The 23,442-nt window shown below is 55.5% G+C and carries 23 protein-coding genes; 9 read left to right on the top strand and 14 right to left on the bottom strand.

Going from position 1 to position 23,442, the window contains the following annotated elements:
- The first annotated feature begins 5 nt into the window (after positions 1–5).
- From modB to KJQ12_RS14965, 3 genes are all read left to right on the top strand, one after another.
- Positions 6–674: a molybdate ABC transporter permease subunit gene (modB, locus tag KJQ12_RS14975; RefSeq protein WP_213485531.1), complete on the top strand. Its 669-nt coding sequence runs from the start codon at positions 6–8 to the stop codon at positions 672–674.
- Between the two features lie 60 nt (positions 675–734).
- Positions 735–923 carry a MerR family DNA-binding protein gene (locus tag KJQ12_RS14970; protein ID WP_213485528.1) on the top strand — a complete coding sequence of 63 codons (189 nt, stop codon included), beginning with the start codon at positions 735–737 and terminating at the stop codon, positions 921–923.
- 126 nt (positions 924–1,049) lie between these two features.
- Positions 1,050–1,796 carry an NAD-dependent protein deacylase gene (locus KJQ12_RS14965; protein WP_213485519.1) on the top strand — a complete coding sequence of 249 codons (747 nt, stop codon included), beginning with the start codon at positions 1,050–1,052 and terminating at the stop codon, positions 1,794–1,796.
- A 63-nt stretch (positions 1,797–1,859) separates the two neighbouring features.
- On the opposite strand, the gene KJQ12_RS14960 is transcribed toward KJQ12_RS14965, so the two are convergent.
- Positions 1,860–2,327, bottom strand: coding sequence for a DinB family protein (locus KJQ12_RS14960; protein ID WP_213485517.1), 468 nt, complete (start codon positions 2,325–2,327; stop codon positions 1,860–1,862).
- Positions 2,328–2,465: 138 nt separating this feature from the next.
- Here KJQ12_RS14960 and KJQ12_RS14955 point away from each other — a divergent pair, with 138 nt between their 5' ends.
- On the top strand, positions 2,466–2,852 hold the full coding sequence (locus KJQ12_RS14955; RefSeq protein ID WP_213485515.1) for an ACT domain-containing protein: 387 nt from the start codon (positions 2,466–2,468) through the stop codon (positions 2,850–2,852).
- A 24-nt stretch (positions 2,853–2,876) separates the two neighbouring features.
- Here the strand turns inward: KJQ12_RS14955 and KJQ12_RS14950 are convergent, their stop codons facing one another.
- The 3 genes from KJQ12_RS14950 to KJQ12_RS14940 form a co-directional block, all read right to left on the bottom strand.
- Positions 2,877–3,641, bottom strand: a complete 765-nt coding sequence (locus KJQ12_RS14950; protein WP_213485514.1) for an arginase family protein — start codon at positions 3,639–3,641, stop codon at positions 2,877–2,879.
- A 160-nt stretch (positions 3,642–3,801) separates the two neighbouring features.
- A complete protein-coding gene (locus tag KJQ12_RS14945) occupies positions 3,802–4,248 on the bottom strand; it encodes a macro domain-containing protein (protein WP_244860640.1) in 447 nt (148 codons plus the stop codon).
- A gap of 286 nt (positions 4,249–4,534) precedes the next feature.
- Positions 4,535–6,571, bottom strand: a complete 2,037-nt coding sequence (locus tag KJQ12_RS14940; RefSeq protein ID WP_213485512.1) for a serine hydrolase domain-containing protein — start codon at positions 6,569–6,571, stop codon at positions 4,535–4,537.
- 171 nt (positions 6,572–6,742) lie between these two features.
- Here KJQ12_RS14940 and KJQ12_RS14935 point away from each other — a divergent pair, with 171 nt between their 5' ends.
- Positions 6,743–7,465, top strand: a complete 723-nt coding sequence (locus tag KJQ12_RS14935) for a response regulator transcription factor (protein ID WP_015253672.1) — start codon at positions 6,743–6,745, stop codon at positions 7,463–7,465.
- Complete coding sequence (locus KJQ12_RS14930) at positions 7,449–8,867, top strand: HAMP domain-containing sensor histidine kinase (protein ID WP_213485510.1); 1,419 nt, start codon at positions 7,449–7,451, stop codon at positions 8,865–8,867. Before KJQ12_RS14935 ends, KJQ12_RS14930 begins: the two co-directional genes overlap by 17 nt.
- A gap of 53 nt (positions 8,868–8,920) precedes the next feature.
- Here the strand turns inward: KJQ12_RS14930 and KJQ12_RS14925 are convergent, their stop codons facing one another.
- The 9 genes from KJQ12_RS14925 to KJQ12_RS14885 all read right to left on the bottom strand — a co-directional run bounded on the left by KJQ12_RS14925 (position 8,921) and on the right by KJQ12_RS14885 (position 17,810).
- Positions 8,921–9,322: a DUF5367 family protein gene (locus tag KJQ12_RS14925; RefSeq protein ID WP_213485508.1), complete on the bottom strand. Its 402-nt coding sequence runs from the start codon at positions 9,320–9,322 to the stop codon at positions 8,921–8,923.
- Complete coding sequence (locus KJQ12_RS14920) at positions 9,319–9,906, bottom strand: TetR/AcrR family transcriptional regulator (RefSeq protein WP_015253669.1); 588 nt, start codon at positions 9,904–9,906, stop codon at positions 9,319–9,321. Before KJQ12_RS14920 ends, KJQ12_RS14925 begins: the two co-directional genes overlap by 4 nt.
- Positions 9,907–10,048: 142 nt before the next feature.
- A complete protein-coding gene (locus KJQ12_RS14915; RefSeq protein ID WP_213485501.1) occupies positions 10,049–10,810 on the bottom strand; it encodes a VanZ family protein in 762 nt (253 codons plus the stop codon).
- Positions 10,771–11,133 (bottom strand): PadR family transcriptional regulator, encoded by a 363-nt coding sequence (locus tag KJQ12_RS14910; protein ID WP_015253667.1) that lies wholly within the window; start codon positions 11,131–11,133, stop codon positions 10,771–10,773. Before KJQ12_RS14910 ends, KJQ12_RS14915 begins: the two co-directional genes overlap by 40 nt.
- 22 nt (positions 11,134–11,155) lie before the next feature.
- Positions 11,156–11,548: a hypothetical protein gene (locus tag KJQ12_RS14905; protein ID WP_213485499.1), complete on the bottom strand. Its 393-nt coding sequence runs from the start codon at positions 11,546–11,548 to the stop codon at positions 11,156–11,158.
- A gap of 154 nt (positions 11,549–11,702) precedes the next feature.
- A complete protein-coding gene (locus KJQ12_RS14900; RefSeq protein ID WP_213485497.1) occupies positions 11,703–12,635 on the bottom strand; it encodes a D-alanyl-D-alanine carboxypeptidase family protein in 933 nt (310 codons plus the stop codon).
- Between the two features lie 346 nt (positions 12,636–12,981).
- Entirely contained in the window at positions 12,982–14,016 is a 1,035-nt protein-coding gene (locus KJQ12_RS14895) for an S-layer homology domain-containing protein (RefSeq protein WP_213485495.1), read from the bottom strand.
- A gap of 110 nt (positions 14,017–14,126) precedes the next feature.
- Positions 14,127–16,940, bottom strand: a complete 2,814-nt coding sequence (locus KJQ12_RS14890) for a cohesin domain-containing protein (RefSeq protein ID WP_244860639.1) — start codon at positions 16,938–16,940, stop codon at positions 14,127–14,129.
- Between the two features lie 429 nt (positions 16,941–17,369).
- Entirely contained in the window at positions 17,370–17,810 is a 441-nt protein-coding gene (locus tag KJQ12_RS14885) for a GNAT family N-acetyltransferase (protein WP_213485493.1), read from the bottom strand.
- A 320-nt stretch (positions 17,811–18,130) separates the two neighbouring features.
- Here KJQ12_RS14885 and KJQ12_RS19665 point away from each other — a divergent pair, with 320 nt between their 5' ends.
- The gene (locus KJQ12_RS19665) at positions 18,131–19,651 is read left to right on the top strand and encodes a sugar-binding protein (RefSeq protein ID WP_244860638.1); all 1,521 of its coding nucleotides are present in this window, start codon (positions 18,131–18,133) and stop codon (positions 19,649–19,651) included.
- Positions 19,651–21,129 carry a fibronectin type III domain-containing protein gene (locus KJQ12_RS19660; RefSeq protein WP_244860637.1) on the top strand — a complete coding sequence of 493 codons (1,479 nt, stop codon included), beginning with the start codon at positions 19,651–19,653 and terminating at the stop codon, positions 21,127–21,129. The genes KJQ12_RS19665 and KJQ12_RS19660 overlap by 1 nt, the downstream gene beginning before the upstream one ends.
- 66 nt (positions 21,130–21,195) lie before the next feature.
- On the opposite strand, the gene KJQ12_RS14875 is transcribed toward KJQ12_RS19660, so the two are convergent.
- A complete protein-coding gene (locus KJQ12_RS14875) occupies positions 21,196–22,860 on the bottom strand; it encodes an IS1634 family transposase (protein ID WP_213485491.1) in 1,665 nt (554 codons plus the stop codon).
- A 208-nt stretch (positions 22,861–23,068) separates the two neighbouring features.
- On the opposite strand from KJQ12_RS14875, the gene KJQ12_RS14870 reads away from it, so the two are divergent.
- Positions 23,069–23,368 (top strand): S-layer homology domain-containing protein, encoded by a 300-nt coding sequence (locus KJQ12_RS14870; protein ID WP_213485490.1) that lies wholly within the window; start codon positions 23,069–23,071, stop codon positions 23,366–23,368.
- The last annotated feature ends 74 nt before the right edge of the window (positions 23,369–23,442 follow it).

Raw genomic sequence — 23,442 nt, 5'->3', positions numbered from 1 at the left:
GGAAAATGGATCAGACATTGGATTGGAATGCGTTCGTCTCGCCGATCTGGCTTTCGGTCAAAGTCAGCTTCATCGCCAGCATCCTGGTCATGATCCTCGGGATCTGGGCCGCCCATAGCATTGGCGGACGGCGCTTCATCGGAAAAACATTGCTCGAGACAAGCCTCATGCTGCCGCTTGTCCTCCCGCCCACCGTCGTGGGGTTTCTCCTGCTTCTGCTCCTGGGCCGCAGGAGCTGGATCGGCAAGCTGTGGGAGTGGTGGTTCGACCAGCCGGTCATCTTCACCTGGTATGCCGCGGTGGTCGCCGCCGTCGTCGTGTCGTTCCCGCTCGTCTATCAGACGCTGAAAGCCGGTTTTGCCTCCGTGCAGAAGGAATACAAGGAAGCCGCGCGCCTGGACGGCGCGAGCGAATGGCAGGTGGTGTGCAGGATAACGATCCCGCTCGCCGCGCGTTCGCTCGCGACAGCCTATGTGCTGGGATTTGCGCGCGCGCTGGGGGAATTCGGCGCGACCCTGATGGTGGCCGGGAACATTCCCGGCAGAACCCGGACCATTCCGACCGCCATCTACGCGGCGGTGGAAACGAATCAATTGCAGCTTGCGGGGCTGTGGAGCGCGGTCCTCATCTGCCTCGCCTTCGTGCTGCTGCTGGCGACCCGGACGAAATCGTAGGTTGGTGCAAATCAAGAAGCTCCAAAGTCGACACCGCTTCGTCTTGGAGCTTCATTTTATTTGGACCCCAAAATTTTGATCCGGCCGGTTGACTCCGACCTTGGGGCATACTTTACGGAACTCGCCCGTCTGCAGCAGATCATGTTCTACCGGGAACTCGGCTTCAGCCTGCGGGACATCAAGCATGCGCTGGAGCCATGGAGGACGATTTTCATCGCAGCGTGCTGGAGGGCATGCACGTCGGCTTGAGCTGCTATTTGTACGCTGCGGCTGTGAAGTATGCCGAGACGGCTTGAACGTTGGTCGGAAGCCGGAAAGACGGTTTGCGGTTTGGCCGGATGCGATGTAGATTAAGGAGATGGAGGTGAGCGCGGATTGAATGCATCGCATGCGGACAAACTTGCGGAATTGCGGACGATCCTGGACGCATCGGACAATATCGTATTCTTCGGTGGAGCCGGCGTTTCGACGGAGAGCAACATCCCGGACTTCCGAAGCGCCGGCGGCCTTTTCTCCGAACGCGTGGGAAAGCGCGAGTTATCGCCGGAAGAAATTCTGTCCCATACGTTCTTCATGCAGCATACCGAGGAGTTCTATGATTTCTACAAGAACAAGATGATCTATAAAGACGCGAAGCCCAATCCGGCGCATCTGGCGCTGGCGAGGCTGGAGCAGGCGGGCAAGCTGAAAGCGGTCATCACGCAAAATATCGACGGGCTTCATCAGCAGGCCGGAAGCCGGGAGGTTCTCGAACTGCACGGCTCGGTGCACCGGAATTACTGCATGTCATGCGGACAGTTCTTCCCGCTGGACGCCGTGCTGGAATCGGCCGGTGTGCCGAAGTGCAGCCGCTGCGGCGGGATCGTCAAGCCGGATGTCGTCCTGTATGAAGAAAGTCTGGATACGGGGGTTCTGGAGAAAGCCAGGCGGTATATCGAGCAGGCGGACGTGCTGATTGTTGCCGGAACCTCGCTGAGGGTGTACCCCGCCGCGGGATTGATCCAGTTTTTCCGGGGCAAACATCTGGTGTTGATCAACAAGTCTCCCACGCCGTATGACCACGCGGCCAGCCTGGTCATTCACGACAGCATCGGGAAAACGTTGAAAGCTTGCCTGACGTAAAAAAAGCAGACGGCGTCCGAGCATCGATTCGGATGATCCGTCTGCTTCTTGTTTGTCTGCTGGTCAGTTCCCTTCTTTGGTCGGGCCGAGAACCCCCGGTACCGGCAGTCCGGCCTGGCGGAGAAGCACGGTCATCTGCCCGCGATGGTGGGTTTGATGGTCGATCAAGGTTCTCAGCATCGCGCCGCGCGGTACGGCGCCGGCGAAGGTTTCCACGTTTTCGACCATTTTCTCATCCGTAAGCTGCTGCTCCACCGCCCGCTTGACGTCCTCGGCCGTCTTGGTGTAGGCCTTCACGATTTCCGCTGCTTTGCCGGGCCGTTCGCTGCCTGCCGGTTCAATGGCGAGGCCGACCTGCTTCATGAAAAATGCCGGTGCGGTCGCCAGGTGCCAGCCAAGCCATCCGAGCGTGTTGTGCCCTTCCACAATGGCCTGATCCATTTTCTCATCCGTGAGCGACTGCAGCACCTTGAGCGTGCCTTGTGCGGAGTGCGACCAATCATGGAGGAAATCTTGCACGGTTCTGTACATGGCGTCTGCTCCTTGTTGCAAAATGTGTGGTGTCTTCCCCGCTCAGGATTTTATATCAAATCGCCCGGAAAAGGAACTCGATGCTTGCGAGAGATTCGGGATGCTGTCAAAATATCCTCAAAAAGGAGAACTCAAGTCATGAATCTGAAAATCCTGGATGCCGCTTTCTCCGTCATCAAATTGCCGCCGACCGATCCGATCCCGTCATGGGCCGCAAGCGGCCGGTTCGTCTCCATTACCCGGACGGACGAAGAGCTTTCCATCGTCGTTCCTTCCGAACGCCTGCCGGACAGCGAGGAGTTCGCGAACATCGAAAGCGAGTTCCGGTGCATCAAGATCGATGAGGGCGTACTGGACTTCAGCCTGACCGGAATTCTTGCATCGCTGGCCGGCCCGCTGGCCGAAGCCGGGATCAGCATTTTCGCGATCGCAACCTACAATACGGATTATATCCTGATCAAGAGCCACGCCCTGGAACAAGCGAAAGCCGTATTGGAGAAGGCGGGACATACGTTCAGCCGTTGATCAACCCGCCTGCCGGGTGTTGAATCAACCCGCCAGGAGCACGTCGACGATCGCCTTGTTGGCGAGTTCGTTCTTCTTCAGATGCCGCACCTGTTCGCCGGACAGTAAATCGACGGGAGACAGGGGCAGTTCCCCGCAAACGTCCGCCCCCGCGAGCGGACGGGTCCGTTTCAACTCCCGGATCGCATCCAGCAGCTGCCGCAGCGTCATGCTGCCTTGATCCCAGTCCGTGGCCGCGTTGTCCCGATTCAACACGTCTTTGTCCACGCTGATATAAATCGGCTGATCGGGCACGGCGGCGCGGATGGCCCGCTCGATCTCCGCCGCGGACATGCGCCGGACCTCTTGCTCGGAGATGACGGTGACATTGCCGGGCATGCCGGCTGCCTGGCGGCTGCCCGGAGCGCTGGCGCCGACGATGACCACGCGATTGAGCAGCGGAAGCGTCCTCAGCGCATGGCTGACCCACGAGCCGCAGGAAAGGATCGGGATTTCCCCCTCCGGTGCAAGGTCGGTATGGTGGTCGAACAGAACAAGCGAGAACGGCTGCCGAATTTCGGACAACAGCACATAGGTGACGTAGTGGTAGTTCCCATTGCCGATCAGCGTGACGCGCCGATGTTTTCTTGAACGCAGCCGTTTCTGAATTTTGCAGAGGGAATCAGAAGCGCAGTAGCCGCGGCAACCGCGCAAATCGGAGAAATCGATCCACTCGACCGGGTATCTCCGCAGCAATGTCTGTTTTTGCAGCGTACCGTCGAAGTTTAACAAGGAAATTCCGCTCTTCATTGTTCCCGACTCCTATTCTTCAAGCAAGGCTCAAATCATAGGTCTTATTCACAATGAAACGTCAGCCAGAATGTTCGCTTATTAAAAATCGATTCGTTGCCGCAAAACGAAGAACCATTGCGATCGCCGCCGGACGACGGCGTCAATTTGTGTCCCGAAATCAGTGCCCGAAACGGGTAAATTCGCCGAACTGTTCCTCGCTGATACGAATCGATTCTTCGTCGAACACGACAAGATATACATCCATATCACGTTCAGCGCGTGCGAGGAAATCCCGGATCGCCGAGACCGCGACCTGCAGCGCTTCGGCCTTGGGGTAACCGTAGATGCCGCTCGAGATCAACGGGAAGGCGATGCTTTCGCACTTGTGCAGGGCGGCAAGCCGAAGCGAATGGAGGTAAGCGGAGCGGAGAAGCCGCTCGCATTCCGCCGCTCGTTGACGGTTGTAGATCGGCCCCGCCGCATGAATGACGTGCTTCGCGGGCAAGGCAAAGCCTGGCGTGATCACCGCCTCGCCGGTCCGGATCGGGGCGAGCCGGTCGCAGGCCGCTTGCATCTCGGCCGGTCCGGCCGCCCTGAAGATCGCGCCGCAGACGCCGCCGCCCATCCGCAGCTCGCGTCGACGTTCATTTTCGTGATGTCCTGACGGACGATGGTAAAAGGCATCGGCAGCTCACCTTGTTGAATGGTTTATATTACCCTACTAGATCGATTATAGAAAATTTAACAAACCCTTTACTCCCTCTGTCAACCAGGCAATGAAATATAGCGGATATAAAAGACTTTTATGCGTGATTTCGGTTATAGATGAACAAATAACCGGACATGAATGAAATCCCCCTGGTTCAAATGAACCACGGGGATTTTTTTGTGAAAGGCGTGCTGTATGCGCATCAGAAGAACATGCTGATCTGATAGATCAACGCCGCCGCTTCCTGGCGGGTCATCGGACGCTTCGACTGATAGTCGACCGCTCCGCTTGCGTCAGGCTGCACTTCCGGACCGTACAGCTCATAAGCGACCATGTTCATCACGGCTTCGGCGGCCCATTCATCAGTCTCGTCCGTTACGGGCGCCTCCATCGGCTGGAAGCCGAGCTGCGCCATCAGCCGCCAGATGATGACGGCCGCTTCCTGCCGGGTGATCACCTGATCCGGATGGAAGTCGCCGGACGGCGTCCCCGTCACCAGCAGCGCGTCCGTAGCGGCCTGGATCTCGCCGGCCAACGGATGGCCTGCAATATCACGGAACCACGGCGCCGGACTGTTGTAACCCGGAATGCCGAGCCAATCGAGCACCCATGCGATAAATTCGGCGCGCGTAATCGGTTGGTCCGGCGCGAACGTGCCGTCCGCATTGCCTTGCACAATCTGCAGCTGGTGCAGGTAGTTAATGTACGCGGCGTAGGGATGCTGCGCGTCGACATCGCGGAAAGGCGCCGGTTCGGGCATCTTCTCCGACCAACTGACGATGTTGGCGCGGCTGTACATATACCGGATCTCGCCGCTTTCGCCTTCTTTGAAGGCCACGGGCGCGCCTTCCTCGTCGAGGAACAGCAGCGGATCGATCTGGCGGAGCTTCTGCCGGCCCAGCAGATTTTCCGCCGTCAGCTGCCCGTCGTCGCCGACGTAGACCCGGGTGACGACATAGCCGACGCGCAGATCGCGATACAGGCCTTCGAAGCGTTTCAATTGTTCGGCCTCCGATGGATAATCGGCCGGCTGTCCGGCAGCCGGGAAGTAATGGTTCATGAATGCCTTGAAGAAAAGCTCCCGCGCATCCGTCATGTCATCATTTTCGGTCTTGTTGTAGGCGATGAAGATGCCGATGTTCTGCTCCGGAAGCAGGTACATCCAGGACGAGTAGCCGGGAAGATCGCCGCCCTTGCCGACAACGGACTGTCCGTTGAACGCCTCATGGAACGCAAATTCGAACCCGTACCCGATTTGCGGCACTTTCGGGTGAATGCTCCGTTTCGGCGTCTGCATCGTCCGGATCGTTTCCGGCTTCAAAATTTGCGCGCCGTCCAACGTGCCGCCGTTCAGGAGCGCCAGCATGAACCGGGCCATGTCGCTGCCGGTGGATACGATGCCGCCCTGCGGGTTTTCGACCGGATTGATCGAATAGAAGGGCAGCGGCACATTCTGATCCACATAAGCGGTTGCCAGCCTGCCCAGATTTTCCTCCGTGACCAGCAGCGAGGTATGCTTCATGCCCAGGGGCTTGAACAGATGCTCCTCCAGGTATTGCGAGAACGGCATGCCCGTCACGCGTTGAACGATATACCCTTGCAGCATTGAAGCGTTGTTGTCATAGATATACGCTTCGCCCGGCTTGCGGACGACGGCGGGCAGATACGTTCTGACATAGTCCTCCAGCGAATCGGCTTCCTCGGGATCGAACTTGATCAGGCCGCCCGGCGGGGAATCCACCCGGTCGAACCCGGTCGAATGGGTGAGCAGATGTTCCACGGTAAGGGGCGTGTTCGTTTTGTTTTCCAGCCGAATGTCCCCCAGATAGCGCCGGACGTCTTGATCCAGCGCGATCTTCCCTTGCTCCACCTGCTGCATGACCGAAACGGCGGTGAACACCTTGGTGATCGAGGCGAGGCGGAAAAGGGTGTTCTCCGGATCGACGGGCACCCGGTTCTCCAGATCCGCGTAGCCGTAACCTTTCGCAAGCCAGACATCGCCGTCCTTGACGATCACCAGCACGGCGCCCGGAATTTGCTTCTCCATGATTTCGCGCTTCTGGAAGAAACGATCGGCAAACGCCTCAAGTTCTTCGGGGTCCGCAAGTCCGGGCGGTTGCGGCGGCGGCGAATCCGCCTCCTGCGGCACGGCATTCGCGCCGGCCAACGGGATGAACAGCAATGCGAAGATAAGCACGGGCAACAGAAACATTTGCCGGACAATCCTCGTGTTCTGCATCTCTCTCGCAATCCTCCTGTGATGAAATCGTCAACTACCGGTAAGGGGCATCTTCATTCTACCGCCGCAGACTTTCAGGCAACTTGCCGCAATCTTAAAATTACCTTACACGGAAGGAGAGAAGCGCCGGGCGTATAATTGATTTTCTGAACCATGCAGGAGGGAAACCGTGTGCGAAAAAAGATACTGATCGCGGATGACGAGCCGGATATCATCGAATTGCTGAGGATCTTCCTGGAGTCGGAACAGTTTGAACTCATCGAGGCGCATGACGGACAGGCCGCCTGGGAGCTGATTGAGCGGCATCAGGTCGATCTCGCGGTGATCGACATCATGATGCCCCGGATGGACGGTTTTCAACTGATCCAGCAGATTCGCAAAGCCTGCAAGATGCCGATTATCATCCTGTCCGCGAGAAATGAAGATGTGGACAAGATCAAAGGCCTCGGCATCGGCGCGGATGATTATATGACCAAGCCGTTCAACCCGCTCGAATGCGTCGCGCGGATCAAGGCGCAGCTGAGGCGCTATTACGAGTTCAACGATTCCGGCGCGGGCGACGCGGATGCCGTGACGTCGATCGGCGGCCTGACGCTGGATCACCGCGCTTGCCTTCTCTACAAGAGAGGACAGCCCGTCGCGCTCAGCGCAACGGAATACAAATTGCTGAAAATGTTCACCGACGAGCCCGGACGGATTTTCACCAAGAAGCAGATCTTCGAGCGGGTCTGGGGAGACACCTACATTGCGGACGACAACACCATCATGGTGCAGATCAGCCGGCTGCGCGACAAGATTGAAGACAACCCCAGATCCCCGGTTTACCTGAAAAACATTCGCGGTCTGGGGTACCGGTTCGCGAAGAGGGAAGAACTGGATGAGCAGACGAAATAGCATTTTTTACGCCTTGACCCGCAGTTATGTGTTCTTCGCCTTCACCATTATCCTCCTGGATGTCTTCCTCTTCGCGCTGTGGCAGCAGCGCGTCGACCGCAAGCTGTTCGATGCGGCCGTGCCGATGATCCGGGCGAGCGAGGTGGTGCGGCCGGATTACCGGGACATTCCGTCGGACACGATTGAGCGATTCGAAGGCTGGGTCGAAATTCTGGATGAACAGTTGCGCGTCGTGTATGTCAAAGGGCGCAAGCAGGATCAAACCGATCAATACACGTTGCCGGCGATGATGAACCTGTTCCGCGACGGAGAGGACAACCCCTATTGGGTAAGCATGACACCCTTCCGGACCGTGAACGGTGAAGCTCATTACTGTCTGGTGAAGCTTCCCAAGAGCCATCTGTCGCAGCATTTCGCGGTCAATAACATGACGGACCGGCAAGTCGCCGACTTCATGAAATGGTCGATCGGGATGCTGGCCTTGTTCGTCCTGCTGCTCGTGCTGAACGTGTACGGCTACAGCCGCTGGACGGCGGCCAAGTTCACGAATCCGCTGAGCGCCATCGCGGCGGGCATTCGCAGCATCGGAAACGGGAATTACAAGAAGCGGCTCCGGTATGAGGCGAATTATGAATTGGCGGTCATCCAGGAGCATTTCAACTTGATGGCGGACCGGCTGGAGAAAGCGGAGCAAGAGAAGCAACGGTTGGAGGAAAGCAAACGGCGGATGCTCGTCGACATTTCCCATGATCTGAAAACGCCGATCACGACCATCCAGGGGTATGCGAAGGCGCTGCAATTGGGGCTGATCCGGGATGAAACGAAGAAGCAGCGGTATCTCGCCCTGATCCATGACAAGGCGGAGCTGGTGACGGAACTGATCGAAGAGGTATTCGAGCTGTCCAAACTGGAAAGCCCCGATTACAAAATGACGACCGAAGAGCGGGACCTGGCGGAGTTCGTCCGCCAGCTTGCCGCCGACTTCTACGATCAGTTCGAGGAGAAAGGGATGGTGTTCAACTGGAAGATTCCCGCGCACGAGGTGAACCTCTCGTTCAATCCCGGCCTGCTCTACCGGGCGATTTCCAATTTGCTGTCCAACGCGATCAAGTACAATCCCGGAGGGACGGCGGTCCGGCTGGAGTTGGAAGATGCGGCCGATCATGTCGAGCTGGTCGTATGGGACAACGGCGTCGGCATACCGGCCGAATTGCGGGAGCGGGTGTTTGAAGCCTTTGTGCGCGGAGATGCGTCGCGCAAAAGCGACGGCGGCACGGGGCTCGGCCTAACGATTGCGAAGAAGGCGATCGAATGGCACGAAGGTGAGCTGACCCTTGAATCTTCCCCGGGAAACACGCTGTTCCGGGTCAAACTGGCGAAGCGCTTTGCCGGCAAGACGTGACCCGGGCGCGCGGCCCGCACGGATGGACCAGAACGGCGGCCTTGCCGTTCCGGTCATCCGGTGCGGGCGATTTTCTGCTGAATGACGAAGGGAATGAACAGGTACAGGGCGTAGGCGAACGACAGCCAGGCGGTAAACGCGATCACCCGTGCTTCGTCCAATTGCGGGAAAACAACGGGATGAAATGAGATCGAGAAGGTGTCCAGCGCAAGCCCGATGATCGTCCCGATCACCCCGAACTTGAGCGGCGCATCTTTCGAGCGATCGAACCGCCGATACGCCTGTGTGACGCCCCACAGTACGGCCGCCGTTCCGATCAGGAGCAGGATCGTGCTGATGACAAAGGCGTTTGAACGGGGAGGAAAAAGCACGTATTCGCCGAACAGCCTGAAAAACAGTGTGGCAAACAGCCAAACGACAAATCCCCAGATCGCGGTGAACAATCCGTTTCTCATTTCTTGCCCTCCTTGTCGGTCAATGCGCTCAGTCCTTTCAGGAAATGCTCGAACTCGCGGTAGATGCTTTCGACGGGAAAGTCCTTCTGCAGCACGGCCTGCAAGGCCAACCCGTCAACCATCGCATTGATCAGGATGCCCCATGTGTCCCGCGACACCCCTTCGATCGGGGAGGCCGCCCACAAGCCGGACAAATTGCGGGACAGCGCTTCGTTCTCCATCGCCATGATTTCGCCCAGCTTGTGTCGGATCTCTTCGTTGTTGAAGCCGGAAGCGACAAGCGAGAGGAACAATTTGTGAAAAAACGAGTCGTAGGAGCAGCGGCTCCTCGCCGACGCCAGGGCGTGCGCGATCGCATCTTCTTTCGGCCGGGCGATCTCCTGCCAGCTGGTTTCGCAGATGTCCCGGACGATCGCGAGCAGCAACTGCTCCTTCGTGCGGAAATGATAGTAGATCGTCCCCTGCGTCACGCCCGCCGTCTCCGCCACCGCCCGCAAGGTGAACTGTTCGAGGCCTTTCTCCACCAGACACTCTTTTGCGTATTGAATGAGTTCCCGTTTGCTGACGACATTCGGTTTTGCCATCGAATCAGCACCCTTTGTTAGTTAGTCATCTGACTAACTCAAATATTAGCATACCGGGATGAGCTTGACAAATGCGAAACCTGCTGCCGGATGCGGCAATCACGGCAGCAGGCTTCACGGAGCGGGCTTCGGTCCCCCCGGCTTAATTCGCGATTTTCCGGAAGGGACTTTTCTTGAACAACGCGAACAGATGTTTCACGATTATGAAAATCAAGAAGCCGAGGACACTTCCGAATGTATTCAAAATGACATCGTCAATATCGAATTGACCGATTCTCAGGCCGATCTGCAACGCTTCAATCGCAAAGCTGATGACCATGGAATCCACGATGATCTTCGACAGTTTGCCGTATCTCCTGAACAGCAGCGGAAGAAAAAATCCGAGCGGCAAGAAGATCAGGACGTTGCCGAGGGTGTTATCGATAATGATGCTCATATTGTAGCGGTCGGCTCCCGTCAAATATTCCATCGTATTGCGGAACGGGATGAAGTTCGCATTCAGCTTCAACACCTGCAGAAATCCCTCATCGGGCAGGGCAAAAAAATAATGGTTCCATTCGACACCGTATGCCGCGAGCTCCATGCGCACGATCATGCGTTGAATGAGCAGCTTGTACAAGACGACGAAGGCATACAGCGCAAAACATATCCAGGCACCCGCCCTGAACGCTTTCTCATACGGGAACATGGACGCTTGCAGGCCCCGGGTCAGTTGTTTCGGTTCCCCGAAGCTTTCCAACGCTTTCCGTGTCGCCTCTTCCTCGGCAAGGCCTTGGCGCAAGTATTCACTTTTCAATAGTTGAAGATGATCGCGCATTTCATCCATGATGTCTCGTTTCTCTTCCTCGCTGCAGTTCAGTCGGCTTACAATGCCGCGGATATAGGATTCGATGTTTTGATCCACTGGACTCCCTCCGAACAGACTTGAATGAGATGGTTGATCTGGTTCCATTCCCGCAGTTTCTTCTCCAGCACGTTCTTCCCGGCTTGCGTAATCCGGTAGTACTTCCTTCTTCCGCCGCCCTCGGAATCTCCCCAATAAGACTCGATCCATGCTTTGTTTTCGAGCCGCTTCAAGGCCGGATACAACGTGCCTTCGCTCATGTTGTAGAGGTCGTCGCTGTATTCTTTCAAGGTCTTGACCATTTCATATCCGTACATATCGCGCCTGTGGATCAGGGACAACAGGAGAATGTCGATGCTTCCTTTCATGATCTCCTTATCCATCATCACACCTCCCTTTCCCATCCTATCCTGTTTGCATTGTAACACTGTAATACATCGCATTACAAGGGTGTGGGCATGACAGGCCGCTGTTCCAGAACACCCATGTGCCGTTCGTACCGTAAATCCTCCCGAACACCGCAAGCAGCAGCGTCGTGAGCATAAAAGCCGAAAGCAGTACGGCTTTGCGCCCATGCTTCGCCGTATATTGCAACAGATGGCCATGCCTCGCGCGGTCGGTGACGATAAGCGGGGACACCAGCGTCAGCACCGCCAGGACCGACAAGATGGCCAGATTGACAGAATAGGCAACGGTATTTTCATAGACATACTCGTTCATGATGTTCCGGTATTCTTCGGTTTCCCTGATGGCGGCTAGCCGGTCCTTTTCCTTCTGGCTTGCGGCTTCCGACATCATGGACGGCAACGTATATTGGAGAAAATGGTGATACCGGGTTGTTCCAGATGTGCCTCTCCATCTCGGAAATCAAAGTTTCGCGGGTTTCCCGCATAAATGAGTCATATTCGTCCGCTTCCAGCGTCGGGCCTTTTCTTTACTAAACATTTTAAGATTATTTTGAAATACTTTCTCCAAGTCTATTATAGACAACCATCGCATCTCTAATATTATACTGCCCGGGATGGTTATCCCCTTTTGCGCCAGCCGTAATCAAGATATATTCTTGGCCGCCGACCTTGGCGAGACTTGCCAGGCACAGCCCGGCTTCGTTGGTATATCCGGTTTTTCCGCCCAAAATTTCTCCGCCGCTAATGTTACGACTGTCCAGTTTTTCGAACATGGTGCTATGAAGGGTTATCCCTCCAGGATGCTTGTTCGTAGGTTGTGTGGCATGGCGAGGCGTAGTAAAAATCTCCCTGAACGTGTCACTTTGCAGAGCATAGGTCAAGAGAATCGCCAGATCTTCGACTGTTGTGTAGTGATTCTCATCGTGAAGACCAGTGGAATTTTCAAAACGGGTGTTGTCCATCCCGAGATCGGCCGCCTTTTGATTCATCATCACTGCAAAGTTCTGCTCCGAACCCGCAATATGATCCGCAAGCGCAATACACGCTTCGGCGCCGCTTGAAAGCAGCACCCCGTATAAAAGATCAATCGCCTTCACCATCTCCCCCGCCTCGAATCCGGCCAAAGAAGCATTGGCGCTGTAAAGGCCGTCAAAAGTGTAATGCGTCAGTTGTATTTCTTCCTCCAAATCCGTCAAATTTTCAATGGCCACAATCGCGGTCATCATTTTGGTCAACGAAGCTGGAAAGATCTTTTCTTCACTGTTTTTGCGCAACAGCACAGCTTGGTCTTTTAGGCGGACTAAAATGGCATGGGGGCTGTACAGTTCGTCAGCGAGTGACTTCGCGTATCCGGGGGCTGTATCGTCATTTTTTCCCTCCGGAGCAGAGAAAAATTTGGATACACAGGCAATTACGACAGCCAACACGAAAAATCCAAATATTCCCGATCTTTTTCTTCTGGCTATGCGAATCATCATAAATAACGCTCCCTTCCAAAGTATTATGAACTTCAGGAAAGGAGCGATGCTTAAATTCTGTCTTATGGTTTCCTTGAGATTTTCTTAAGATTGCCTCATGTAAGCGGGTTTCTCCCAACCTCCCCCATAATAAGGGATATCTTTCCTTTAAGTTGAAGGTACAAACCGCTTCAAGTCTGCTCATCGGTCATACGCCGCTTTCGCAAATCGCTTACAATATCCTCCACAAAAAAGAGACGGGAAGAGATCGTCTTCTTCCCGTGACTTCCCGCTATGCATCGGCGATTTCGGCATGGGCCGGGGGCTAATCGCTTTGACCCCAACCGCCGGGCGGGTCTCCTATGCATTATTCGGCTGTCGTAGAAATGTGATCCAACACTCTCAGAATCAATACAACGGCTTCAGCACGGGACACATGGCCGCCCGGAGCAAACCGGTTGCCGGCCCTTCCCTTGACGATGCCCATATCCGTGGCTGCCGCAACGGCCGGGTAAGCCCAGACCGGAACTTGATCCGCATCAGCATAGGGCAGCGAAGGACTCGCCTCCATCTTGTCTTCGTATCCTACTATGCGCATCAGCATGACCGTGACCTCGGAGCGGGTCATCCGTTGCAGCGGCCTGAACGTCCCGTCGTCGTACCCTTTCGTCCATCCGGCGGCGGCCGCTTGCATGACATGGGATTTCGCGTACCCCGGAATGCTCTCCTGATCCTTGAAGGTCCGGACCTGGTCCAGCGGAGCGGACAGCGCGAGCGCTCTTGACAGCATCGTGGTGAATTCCGCGCGCGTCACCTCTTGATCCGGGGCGAATCTTCCGTCCGGCAAGCCGTTGACCCAGCCCATCTCCGTTGCCCTTGCAATATCTCCCTCGGCCCAATGGCCTTTCGTATCCTTATACGGAGCTGAACCGGAAATGCTGATCTTGAGCGACACGCCGGGTTCTACCGTTGTACTGCCCAACTCGCTGTCAACCAATTTGGCGCGTGTCAATTCGATGGAGGTGCTGCCTCGCCCGATCGCTTTGAAACGCATTTCGGCAAACCGAACCTTTCCGTTCTCGCCCTTGATTTTGCCGATCTTGGTGTGCGCGAATGTAATGGTTCCGTCTTCGACGATCGGAGGGACCGTAAATCCCCCCCAGTCATTGGACGCTTCTAGGAAAGTCAAAGCTTTCGGATCGTAGGCCAGGCGAAGCTCGAATCCATACACATCCTTCGCATCGGAGCCGTCAATTGAAATCACAACTTCATCGCCGATTCGCGCATGACTGACTTTGCTGTTCAAAGTGAAGACAGGCTCGTCCCCGGCGGATGCCAAGTTCGGCAACGCCGCAAAGAACAGAAGCGCGGACAGCAGAAGCAGCAATACTCGATTCTTCAAGCAAACCCTCTCCTTGTCCGGTAGGCAGCGACAATCGCAACCCGCAGGATAGACAGACCAAGGGGATCGGCAGCTTCAAGCGCCGATACCCCTTGGACGGTATGGAACCATCAGTTTTTCAGGATAAGCCGCGCCACTGCAGAAAGGTCTTCGATGTCGATGATGCCGTCATTGTTGATATCGTAACGTTTGACTTCATTCCAATTCGGGCTGTCCGACGTCATGCCGTAAGCCTTGGCAACCAGCGCCAGGTCGCCGATGCTGACTCGGTTGTCGTCATTGAAATCTCCCGGCATGGTCGGCTTGGCAACTTCGACCGTATGCGCAGCTCCGCCGATTTGCGTTTCCACGCCGTCACCGTCGGCAATCACGAGATGCGTGACTTGAATATTCGCAGTGCCCGCGATGTCCTTGGCCTTGAAGCGGAGTTGCAAGAGGTTCCGGTTCGGATTTTTCACGCTGTCATTCAAATGAACGCCCAGAATTCGAATGCTTCCTTCTTGCTTGTCGATGCCCGCAATCACGAACTCATCGTCGACGGATACCGGCCGACCGACAAGATCCAGTTTGTCCGCGTCGTATTTAATGGTAATGTCTTGTGCGTACACTTCCTGCGTTACGCCTTCAAGACCGTAAGTCACATCGAACGGTTTCCCGAACTGCACGCTGGCCGGCCCTGACAAGGTTGCCGAGGCCGCAGCACCGTTTCGTGATTGCGCGAACATCCAATCAAAGATGTTCTTGTCCGCGAAGGCTTCCTGACTCGGGCCATACCGGAAGCTCGCGTTGGATTGGCCCAGCAGGTTGCTGAACACCTGGGCTTCGGTCTCGTGCGGCGTCCAGTCAAAGCCGAAGTACGGGTAATTGAAGGCCTGGTTCGTTTCGAGCACGTTCACGTTGGCATTTTCGTACAACCCGCTGGCGCCGGCGCCTGTTGTGAAATACTGTGTCCATGAATTCCCGGCGCCATCATTCTTGTGGACATGCGCCCAAATGGCTGTTTTGGTGAGCTCCGGATTCGCGGTCAGCTGATCCACGGTTGGCAAGTTACCTCCCGCAAGCGGAACGATGGCCGCGAGAAACTCGGGATTGCGGGTATAGAAACCGATGGTGTACATGCTGCCCATCGAGAAACCGGACATGTAGATCCGGTTCAGATCCACCTTGCCTTCATCGGCCAGTTTCTTGACATAGGCGATAAGGGCCTCGTTGTTCTCTTGATCGTTCACATGGTTCTGCGTAGCGATAATGTGCGCATTGTATTTGCCGGGGTGCTCCAGCTGGAGCTTGGACAGCACGGCCGCTCCGTTCGCGGTTTGCACAGGCGCGAAGCGGTCTCCCTGCGGGCCGCCGCGGCCGCCGCCATGGTTGTAGATGAACAGCGGGAGCGGACCGAGTTCCTTCCAGGACTCATCGATCGAGATCAGGATGTCCATATTGCCCGGACCGCCCGGATTCGTCTGGTCCGGAACGAACTTGTCCAGTGCCGGGTTGACGACCGCAGTCTGCACGAATTTCGGCGTTAAGGTCGTACCGTCCGCCAGCTTGAGCTCCCGATTTACGTTGATGCGGTAATTGAGCAGCGCCGAATAAGCGTTCTGCAAGCCGCCCGACACCATTGCGCCGGATACGGGGCCGCTCGCATTCCAGAACTCGAACTCAATGATGATGTAGCGTCCGCTCGCGGGCGTATCGGTCACGAGATCGTCGGAGCCCGGTGCGGGCGTAAGATAACCAAGCGGCTTCGGTTCATCGTTGACATAGACCCTGGTATTCTTGCGCTCCCCGTCAAAAATCACCGTCGACCCGTCAAGCCTTGTGTTCCTGGCGGCTGCCGTGAACATGTCGGCGCTCAGGTCGGCCAGGTTCGCCGCGTTGCCTTCGCCAAGGTCGATGATGACCGCTGTCGTGACGTTGCCGACAGAGAAGATGTCGTTATACACGATGAACGGCAATTCCGCTGCGTCCGAAGCAGGCTTGAACATCACATGAATGGTTGTTCCGCTTGCGGTAACGTTCTTGAGGGTGTAGGTGTTGCCCGTAACCTCGACTTCTTCACCGTTGACCGTAACCTTGTCCACTTCAAACCCGAATGCGGGGGTAAACGTGAAGGTCACGTCCTCGCCGTCATTCACCCAGACATGGCCGGTCAGGGAAGTCGGGCTGATGGTGCCGTTCGGGCCGGATGTCGCGATGACATAGTGCTGAACGCCGACGTCCACGTTCGGTTCATACAGCCTGAGCGGCGGTGACGCCTGCATCTGCTCCAGCAGCTGGGCTGCGGTCGATGCGCTCGCGGCCGGGCTTTTGGCCGTGAAACCGTCTTCCGTGCTCGTCAGAACAAAGTTGAACTGGTTGTTTCCGCTCCAGAAATACATGGCCACGGTGCCTTCGTTTTCATCCAGCACATGCAGCATCACGCTCTGCTGGTTTTCATTGACGGATGCATTCGTCGTGTTGAGGGGCGCATGCTGCGCGTTGAAGCTGGACTCCCTTCTCAGAGGTTCCGTACCTCCGCCTTCACCGGGAGCATCGTTATACAAATAATAGCCCTGACCTTCGCCGAGCCCGCCGGATGGAGGCGCTGTGTTCGCGCCAAGGCCGAACTGCCAGATCATGTCGGGCGTCACTTCGGATGTAATCAAGCCGTTTTCGATCGTAACCGGCTTGGACGCCATGCCGATCTGAGTATCGCCGGTGACGTCGCCGGGGGTGCTGATGGTCGCTTGGGCGTTCACCAGCGCGCCGTGCTCGGACACGATGAGATAGCTTTTGCCGATCTGGATATTGGCGGGATCGACTTGTCTCCAAGTTTCAGCCGGCACCGATTCCGCCGATGCCTTGGCCTGGGGCAAGAAGAGACCGGCTGCCAGCATGAAGCATACCAAGAGAGCCACCGTGGACCTGATGCTGCCGTTCCGCATGACCAGGAACCCTCCTTTATGGAATGGATGCGCTTACAATTACGTGTGCCTTTTTTCACAGCAAACCAATTGTTTTACATTATCAAACTACGTTTAATAATTTCTGCACAACAATTGATTGTTTTACATTATCAAACCATGTTTATCACCTCTTGCAAACCTCTTCGTTTTAGCAATTTGAGAATAGCAAAGCGATCTTGCAAATAACGTCGAAACCTGCATGTCCAAAATAACCATTTTGCAATCTTCGCAATCCTGTCGATTTGACAGACAATTTGACCAGATGAGGTTCCAATATCCCTCTTTTTCCCTGGTCATTCGATCTAGTGCGAATCATAAAAAAATAACGCCCCCTTCCATCGTCTTATGAACATCAGGAAAGGGGCATTTCTCAAGATGGCCTCATGTCAGCGGGGTTTCTCCGAACCTTTATCTTACCTTCAATACCATCTCAACATGAGGAATGCCGGCCTCGATGAATTCTTCGGATACAACGGCAAATCCGAACTTCTCATAGAAGCCAACAGCGTGTTTTTGGGATTCAAGGCAGATGATGTCGGGGTTTAATTTTTCTTGAATCAGTCTGATGCCTTCCTCGATCAGCCTCCTGCCGTGACCGGCTCCGTGTTCCATGGTCAGCACTCTGCCTACCTGTACGGTTTGCTTGTCACTGTCTTTGAAGAAGGCTCGAAGGTAAGCTTTTACCGAACGGTCGGATTCCAGGAAAATGTGCAGACTCCGGAAGTCGATATCATCGAAATCGCAGTAATCGATTTTCTGCTCGACTTTGAAAATGAGATATCTTGCCCTCAAGATTTCATAGATTTCCCGTGACGTCAGTTCATCGAAAAATTTGGCTTTCAGTTCCATGCGGTTACCTCATACCGTTCAATCCAGGCAGGCCGGTAATGCGTCTTATGGTTTGTCGTACCATCATCTGCCGCAGACTTGCAACCTGGTTTGAACTGCCGATTTTTTGATTATATTCACCATAGCATTCTTCCGTGTCAACCCGTCATATCGGAATTTTTATCCTCTATATCTGAATTGGGGGTGGTTGCTAAATCCGGATACGTCGCAAGGAAGCTGTCGCTTCATTTACTTGGGAAAGGAGGATTTTGTTTTTATGTTGAAACGTTTTAGCCAAAAAACTCTCCCTCCTCTGTTGCCTGATGATATTGACGTCCTTCATGCCTGTCGGTTTTGCCGCCGAGACGGACAACATTGCGATCGCGGAAGCGGCTGACATCCCGACCGCCGTGTACGGAACGCCCGAGCTCGGCTCCAACGACCCGCTGTGGTTCAAGACCAACGAGTATCCGATCAACCGCAGTTCTGCGCCGGATGATCCCAGACCCCATGCCACGGGGACGGTCAGAATTCTCTGGGACGAAAACTTCCTGTACGCCCGCGTCGTGGTAGAGGACAGCAATGTCTATCAGGGAGCCGGCGGGGATCATACGTACGACAGCGTGGAGTTCTTCGTCGGCCCGGGTTCGAACGGCTCCAACCAATGGCGCGTCAGCGCGACGGGCGTGTTCTCGGGGCAGTCCCATACGGACCGGGCCGCGTGGACGCAGATTACGGACACCGGGTACATCGTGGAAATCCGAATTCCAAAGCGCGACTTGACGTTACAGCCGGGCAAATTCACGTTTGAGGTAAATATCAACAACTCGTCGGAAATCGGCGCCGACCGCTATGAAGTGGTATCCGCTTTCGGCCCGCCGGACTCGGGTTTTAACGGCCACGAAGCATTCCAGGACAGCATTGAACTCATTCCGGCCGCTGAACCGGATCCGAGACACTCCATCACCCTGTTGACCGGTACGGGCGGCAGAGTCACGCCAAGCGTTCCCGGCAACGTCAAGCGAGTAGCCCACGGCTCAGACTTCACGTTCACCGTGATTCCGGACAACGGCAAACTTGTGGATACCGTAACGGTCGATGGCGAACCGGTGACGTTAGAATCCGATAACACGTTCACGTTGACCAATATTGTCGCCGACCATCAGATTCGCGTGACGTTCAAGGATGATCCGGCCGCCGAACAGATTCCCTTTATCGTATGGAACGACAACTTCGCCCGCGGCGAGTACACGACAGCGGTCATTATCGACCTGGGCGAAGGCCGGGAGGCGCTCGGTTCCGCACTCCATCCGGGCTTGTTCACCGTATCGGCCCGAAACACGACGCTGACCGGTGACACGGTGGTGTTCGAAGGCACGCGCAACATCTCGAGGGTATACGCCAATGACGAACCGAAGGTGCGCGGTTACCGCGGGAAAGTGCACAATTCGCCGGATTATCGGGACGGATTGGAAAGCGGCCGCTACATCGTCGTGGAGCTGGAGTTCTACACGGAAGTCGGCGGCAGCACCACACTGGATGGCAGCAGCAACTCGACCAGACAAAACTACAACATCGTGTTAAACGGCGAGATCGAGCTGAAGAATGGCAATCCGATCGATTACGCCGTCTTCAAACAGACCGATGTGGTGAACCCGATCCTCGACAAATTCACAACGCATACATTCAAATCGGTCAATTACGCGCTCTACATTCACAAGGACGAAAAGGGCAATGCCGTACAAGGGCTGCCGCTTTATGTCTATACGCACGGCATGTCGCGCGGCGGCACACAGGCGCAGATCGACCAGAAAGCGTCGATGAAATCGGCCAACGGCTCGGTTGCCCTGATGTTGCCCTGATGAAGAAAATGGAGGAGAATCCCGGGAAATACGCGAGCCATATTCTGAACATTTCCTATAACGAAACTTCCACTCCGCGAACGGACGATGTCAAGCAGGTGATCGACGGTTTGATTGCCGACGGATCGGTGGACCCCGATCGTATCTATGTCGCGGGCTTCTCATGGGGCGGCGCGTATACGAACATCCTGGTCAACGCCTACCCCGGCTTCTTCGCGGCGGCCGCACCCATGGGCATTTCATCCGGCTGGCCGACGGCGCCCGAAAACCGGGATCTGGCCTACTGGCTGTTCGTCAACACGTATGACAGCGGTGCAAGCAACGTCGACAACATGTTGAACGATATCGGGAACCTGACCAACGCGAGGGCCTCCCGTTTTGACAGCAACGAGGCGCTGACCTGGCCTTACAATCAATATGACCAGCCGAGTCAGCGGCCCAATCCGGAGAACAATCCGCCGCTTGTTCGTTATATCGCGCACGAAGTGGAAGCGGCGGTGCTGTACAACCGGTTCACGATGGACAATCCGTTCACCGGGGAGACCTGGAGCATGGCGCCGATTATCCAGTCCCCCAACTTGCCGCCATGGAACAATGACTATACCGACGTCTTTGACTGGATGTTCTCGCAGCGCAAGCCGGGCGTGCCTGACGCTCCGGGCAATTTGACCGCCACGGTTGGCGACAGAAGGGTCACGTTGAAATGGACGGCGCCGGCGAGCGACGGCGGCAAACCGATAACCGGCTACAAAGTCTGGTATGACAACGAGAAGCCGGTTACGGTAGGTCCGTCGGCATACGAATATACGTTTACGGGACTGACCAACGGCGTGGCGTACACCTTCAAGATCGTCGCGGTCAACGAGAAGGGCGAAAGCGCAGCGGCAAGCGTGACGGCGACGCCGACGAGTTCGTATATCCCTGTTATCATCAATCCTGGCAGCAATGATGGTACGTCGCAAAAGCCCTACACCGTGAACACGCCGGCCGACAAGCCTGCGGTCACGGATGAGGAAGGCAACACGACCCTCCCGGGCGGCGGCGAAATCTTGACCAAGAGCGGAATCCGGATTCGCGTACCGGCAGGCACAACAATTGATGCAAACGGCAAGGTCGCAATCGGACCGGGCGGCGCGACCGTCAGCTTCGAAAGCGGCTTGTCGCTGGACATCCGTGAGGGCGCGGAGCTTGTGCTCGATGAGGAGTCAGCGCTTGGCCTCACCGTAGTTTCGGGCAATCCTTTCCGTGATGTCGACGGGAACGCCTGGTTCTACGACTACGTCAATGCCGCCTACACGTTCAGCCTGTTCGACGGCACATCGTCCACATCGTTCTCGCCGGGAGTCCCGATGACGCGCGCCATGTTCATACAGGTGCTGGCCAATCTCGAGAACGTGGACCGTTCCGGCTACTCGAATACCCGTTTCCGCGACGTGGCGGTCGGAAAGTGGTACCCGAGTTCGACAGTTACTAGGTAAATGAAATACCCGCTATCCCTTGCGCTGTCTGGGTTGACGGGCATTTTTCTTAAGAAATGCGTGTATCTATGCTTTGGGTTGTATCTTTAGGAACTTTGGTGGAGCCTCAATCCCAAGCGTATCAAAGGTTTTTCGTTGTTTGGGTGTCAATTCCGTGCTCTGGTAGACGTCTCCGTTATTTGATGAAAAATGTCCAAGATGAATGCGATCGAGTTCCTTGCGTAATGCCGTCCAGGTCTCGCCGGTTTCTTCTTCGATGATGCGAACCAGCAGTAAAGCAAGCCAACAAAGCAGGATGTGGGCGCGAATGCGGTTTTCCAGCCGATGATACATCGGACGAAGCTCCAACGTGGTCTTTAGTGTTCGGAATGCGTCTTCCACATCAACCAGCTGCTTGTAGCCGAGGGCAACGTCCTCTGCAGAAAGCGTGTCATCCGATGTCCGGATGAGATACTTGCCGTCATATTTCTCTGCGTCACGGATCGCTTGCTTATCCAGCTTGAGTGTCCCGTCTTTCAGTTGACGCAAGTACTTTCCGTAGGTCGGATGCGTGCGCAATCGGCATGCGGCTTTCGTGTGCGCCTGGTTGCTTAACTGCTTGAGACCCTCCAGTTCCGCTTCCAAACGTTCGATTAGCTCTTTCCGGCGCAGACGATCCCGTTCGGCTTCTTTGGGATTATGCACGAGAACGTAGCGTTTTCTCGCCTCGCCGTCGCCGACGACGATATCCTTGACCTGCAAGTTCTCGCGCACGTGGTGGTACCGGCCTTTGCGGCTCATGGCAGCATCCGTCGTCTCTTTGCCGGATCGCATCTTCTCCCCGACGATATAATGACCGCCGGCCCGCTGCAACGTCCGCAAATTTTTTTCGGAGGTGAAGCCGCGATCCATCACACTGATCACCCGGCCGAGCTTCCAGCCGACCAAGTCGCGCTTGACTTGATCGACGACCGACATATCCGACGTATTGCCCGGCCAGACCCAAGAGCGGATCGGAATCCCTTGACGCGTGACGGCGAGCCCGATGACGACCTGAACCAGATCCGGACGCTTGTCCTTCGAAAATCCCTGCTTGCGCAAGTCGTCATCCTCCGGCACATCGAACGGATCGACTTCGAAGTAAGAAGAGGTGGTGTCGAAGTAAAGCAGATCGACCTCCAGATTCAGCAAATCGGAAACAGCACAATAGATCTGATGCTCCAGCTCCGATTGAACTTCCAACAACTCGTCCATCGCTCGGTACAATTGCTGGCTGCCGACTTCGCTTAGGCCTGGAATATACACCTCGTCCTTCACCCAATCTTCCATCGCCAGCTTGCTCGAAGGATTAAGGGCGCGGTTGGCCACCATAGCGAAGATCAGACGCTCAATGGACGATTGATATTTACGATCCTTGAACAATTTTTCGAGGATGGCGTCCAACCCGATCTTTTGCCACAGCTGATGGAGGAGCCAGGCTCCGCCCAAGCGTTTGCTGGACCGGAACAAGAATTCCGCCGTATCGCCAATTGCGTTTTGCGCCTGCAGCGCCGCTTCCGGAGTCAGGTAACGGGCAATGCTCTGCACCAACCGTTCCAGAACGGAACGATCGATTTCGTCCTCGCGGCCGAACGAGTAGATGACCTTCGCCTTGGCATGCTTCGCGACGGGATCCCACTCGTTGTGCGCAAGCTGAAGGTAAGCGGTGGTGGATCCATTTTTGTTTTTTCGAGAAACGCGTCGTATATACATGCCTATATAATACCATATATCATCAATAAATACAAGAAAACATCAACAAAACGTGTGCCTATGAAACTTTGCGTTTTTTTCTATCTTCAGTCCCCAAAAACCTTGCTGTTATGCGATTCTTTATTTTTCATGTGCCTAAAATTGCCGATTTACTGTCGAACTCGGGTGGTATACAGCGGCGGTCGGATGGGCTTCCGAGAACGGCATCGTGAACGGAACTAACGCGGATCGCTTCGATCCCGACGCCCCGATTACACGCGAGCAAATGATTGTCATCCTGTACAAGTACCTGCAATATAAAGGCATTGAGATTCCGCAAAGCCAGGACCGGTCCTTCGTGGATGAAAGCAAGATCAGTCCATGGGCATTGGAGGCCGCCAAGGCGCTGCAAGGCATAGACATTGTAACCGGCAAAGGCGGCAACCTCTTTGACCCCAAAGGAACCGCCACCCGCGCCGAAGCCGCGGCCGTCTTTGTCAGACTCATCGAATATCTGGCCAAAATTTAAAACAGGACCCTTCCGGCGGACACGCTCCTGCCGGAAGGGTCTTCTTCATGCGCAATCACAAATGTGATTTAAAC

The organism is Thermobacillus xylanilyticus, from assembly GCF_907165215.1.
Classification (GTDB): Bacteria; Bacillota; Bacilli; order Paenibacillales; family Paenibacillaceae; genus Thermobacillus; species Thermobacillus xylanilyticus.
Note: the sequence above shows the minus strand (reverse complement) of the source record. Positions and strands in the feature narration are given on the sequence as shown.

Bases quoted from the DNA above. Each gene is read 5' to 3' on its own strand.
- KJQ12_RS14930 (WP_213485510.1), top strand. From the start codon at position 7,449: ATGAGCAGACGAAATAGCATTTTTTACGCCTTGACCCGCAGTTATGTG.
- KJQ12_RS14955 (WP_213485515.1), top strand. From the start codon at position 2,466: ATGAATCTGAAAATCCTGGATGCCGCTTTCTCCGTCATCAAATTGCCG.
- KJQ12_RS14885 (WP_213485493.1), bottom strand. From the start codon at position 17,810: ATGGAACTGAAAGCCAAATTTTTCGATGAACTGACGTCACGGGAAATC.
- KJQ12_RS14945 (WP_244860640.1), bottom strand. From the start codon at position 4,248: ATGGGCGGCGGCGTCTGCGGCGCGATCTTCAGGGCGGCCGGACCGGCC.
- KJQ12_RS14940 (WP_213485512.1), bottom strand. From the start codon at position 6,571: ATGCAGAACACGAGGATTGTCCGGCAAATGTTTCTGTTGCCCGTGCTT.
- KJQ12_RS19665 (WP_244860638.1), top strand. From the start codon at position 18,131: ATGCCTGTCGGTTTTGCCGCCGAGACGGACAACATTGCGATCGCGGAA.
- KJQ12_RS14920 (WP_015253669.1), bottom strand. From the start codon at position 9,906: ATGGCAAAACCGAATGTCGTCAGCAAACGGGAACTCATTCAATACGCA.
- KJQ12_RS14910 (WP_015253667.1), bottom strand. From the start codon at position 11,133: ATGGATAAGGAGATCATGAAAGGAAGCATCGACATTCTCCTGTTGTCC.
- KJQ12_RS14905 (WP_213485499.1), bottom strand. From the start codon at position 11,548: ATGATGTCGGAAGCCGCAAGCCAGAAGGAAAAGGACCGGCTAGCCGCC.
- KJQ12_RS14960 (WP_213485517.1), bottom strand. From the start codon at position 2,327: ATGTACAGAACCGTGCAAGATTTCCTCCATGATTGGTCGCACTCCGCA.
- KJQ12_RS14875 (WP_213485491.1), bottom strand. From the start codon at position 22,860: ATGTATATACGACGCGTTTCTCGAAAAAACAAAAATGGATCCACCACC.
- KJQ12_RS14900 (WP_213485497.1), bottom strand. From the start codon at position 12,635: ATGATGATTCGCATAGCCAGAAGAAAAAGATCGGGAATATTTGGATTT.
- modB (WP_213485531.1), top strand. From the start codon at position 6: ATGGATCAGACATTGGATTGGAATGCGTTCGTCTCGCCGATCTGGCTT.
- KJQ12_RS14950 (WP_213485514.1), bottom strand. From the start codon at position 3,641: ATGAAGAGCGGAATTTCCTTGTTAAACTTCGACGGTACGCTGCAAAAA.
- KJQ12_RS14890 (WP_244860639.1), bottom strand. From the start codon at position 16,940: ATGCGGAACGGCAGCATCAGGTCCACGGTGGCTCTCTTGGTATGCTTC.
- KJQ12_RS14925 (WP_213485508.1), bottom strand. From the start codon at position 9,322: ATGAGAAACGGATTGTTCACCGCGATCTGGGGATTTGTCGTTTGGCTG.
- KJQ12_RS19660 (WP_244860637.1), top strand. From the start codon at position 19,651: ATGAAGAAAATGGAGGAGAATCCCGGGAAATACGCGAGCCATATTCTG.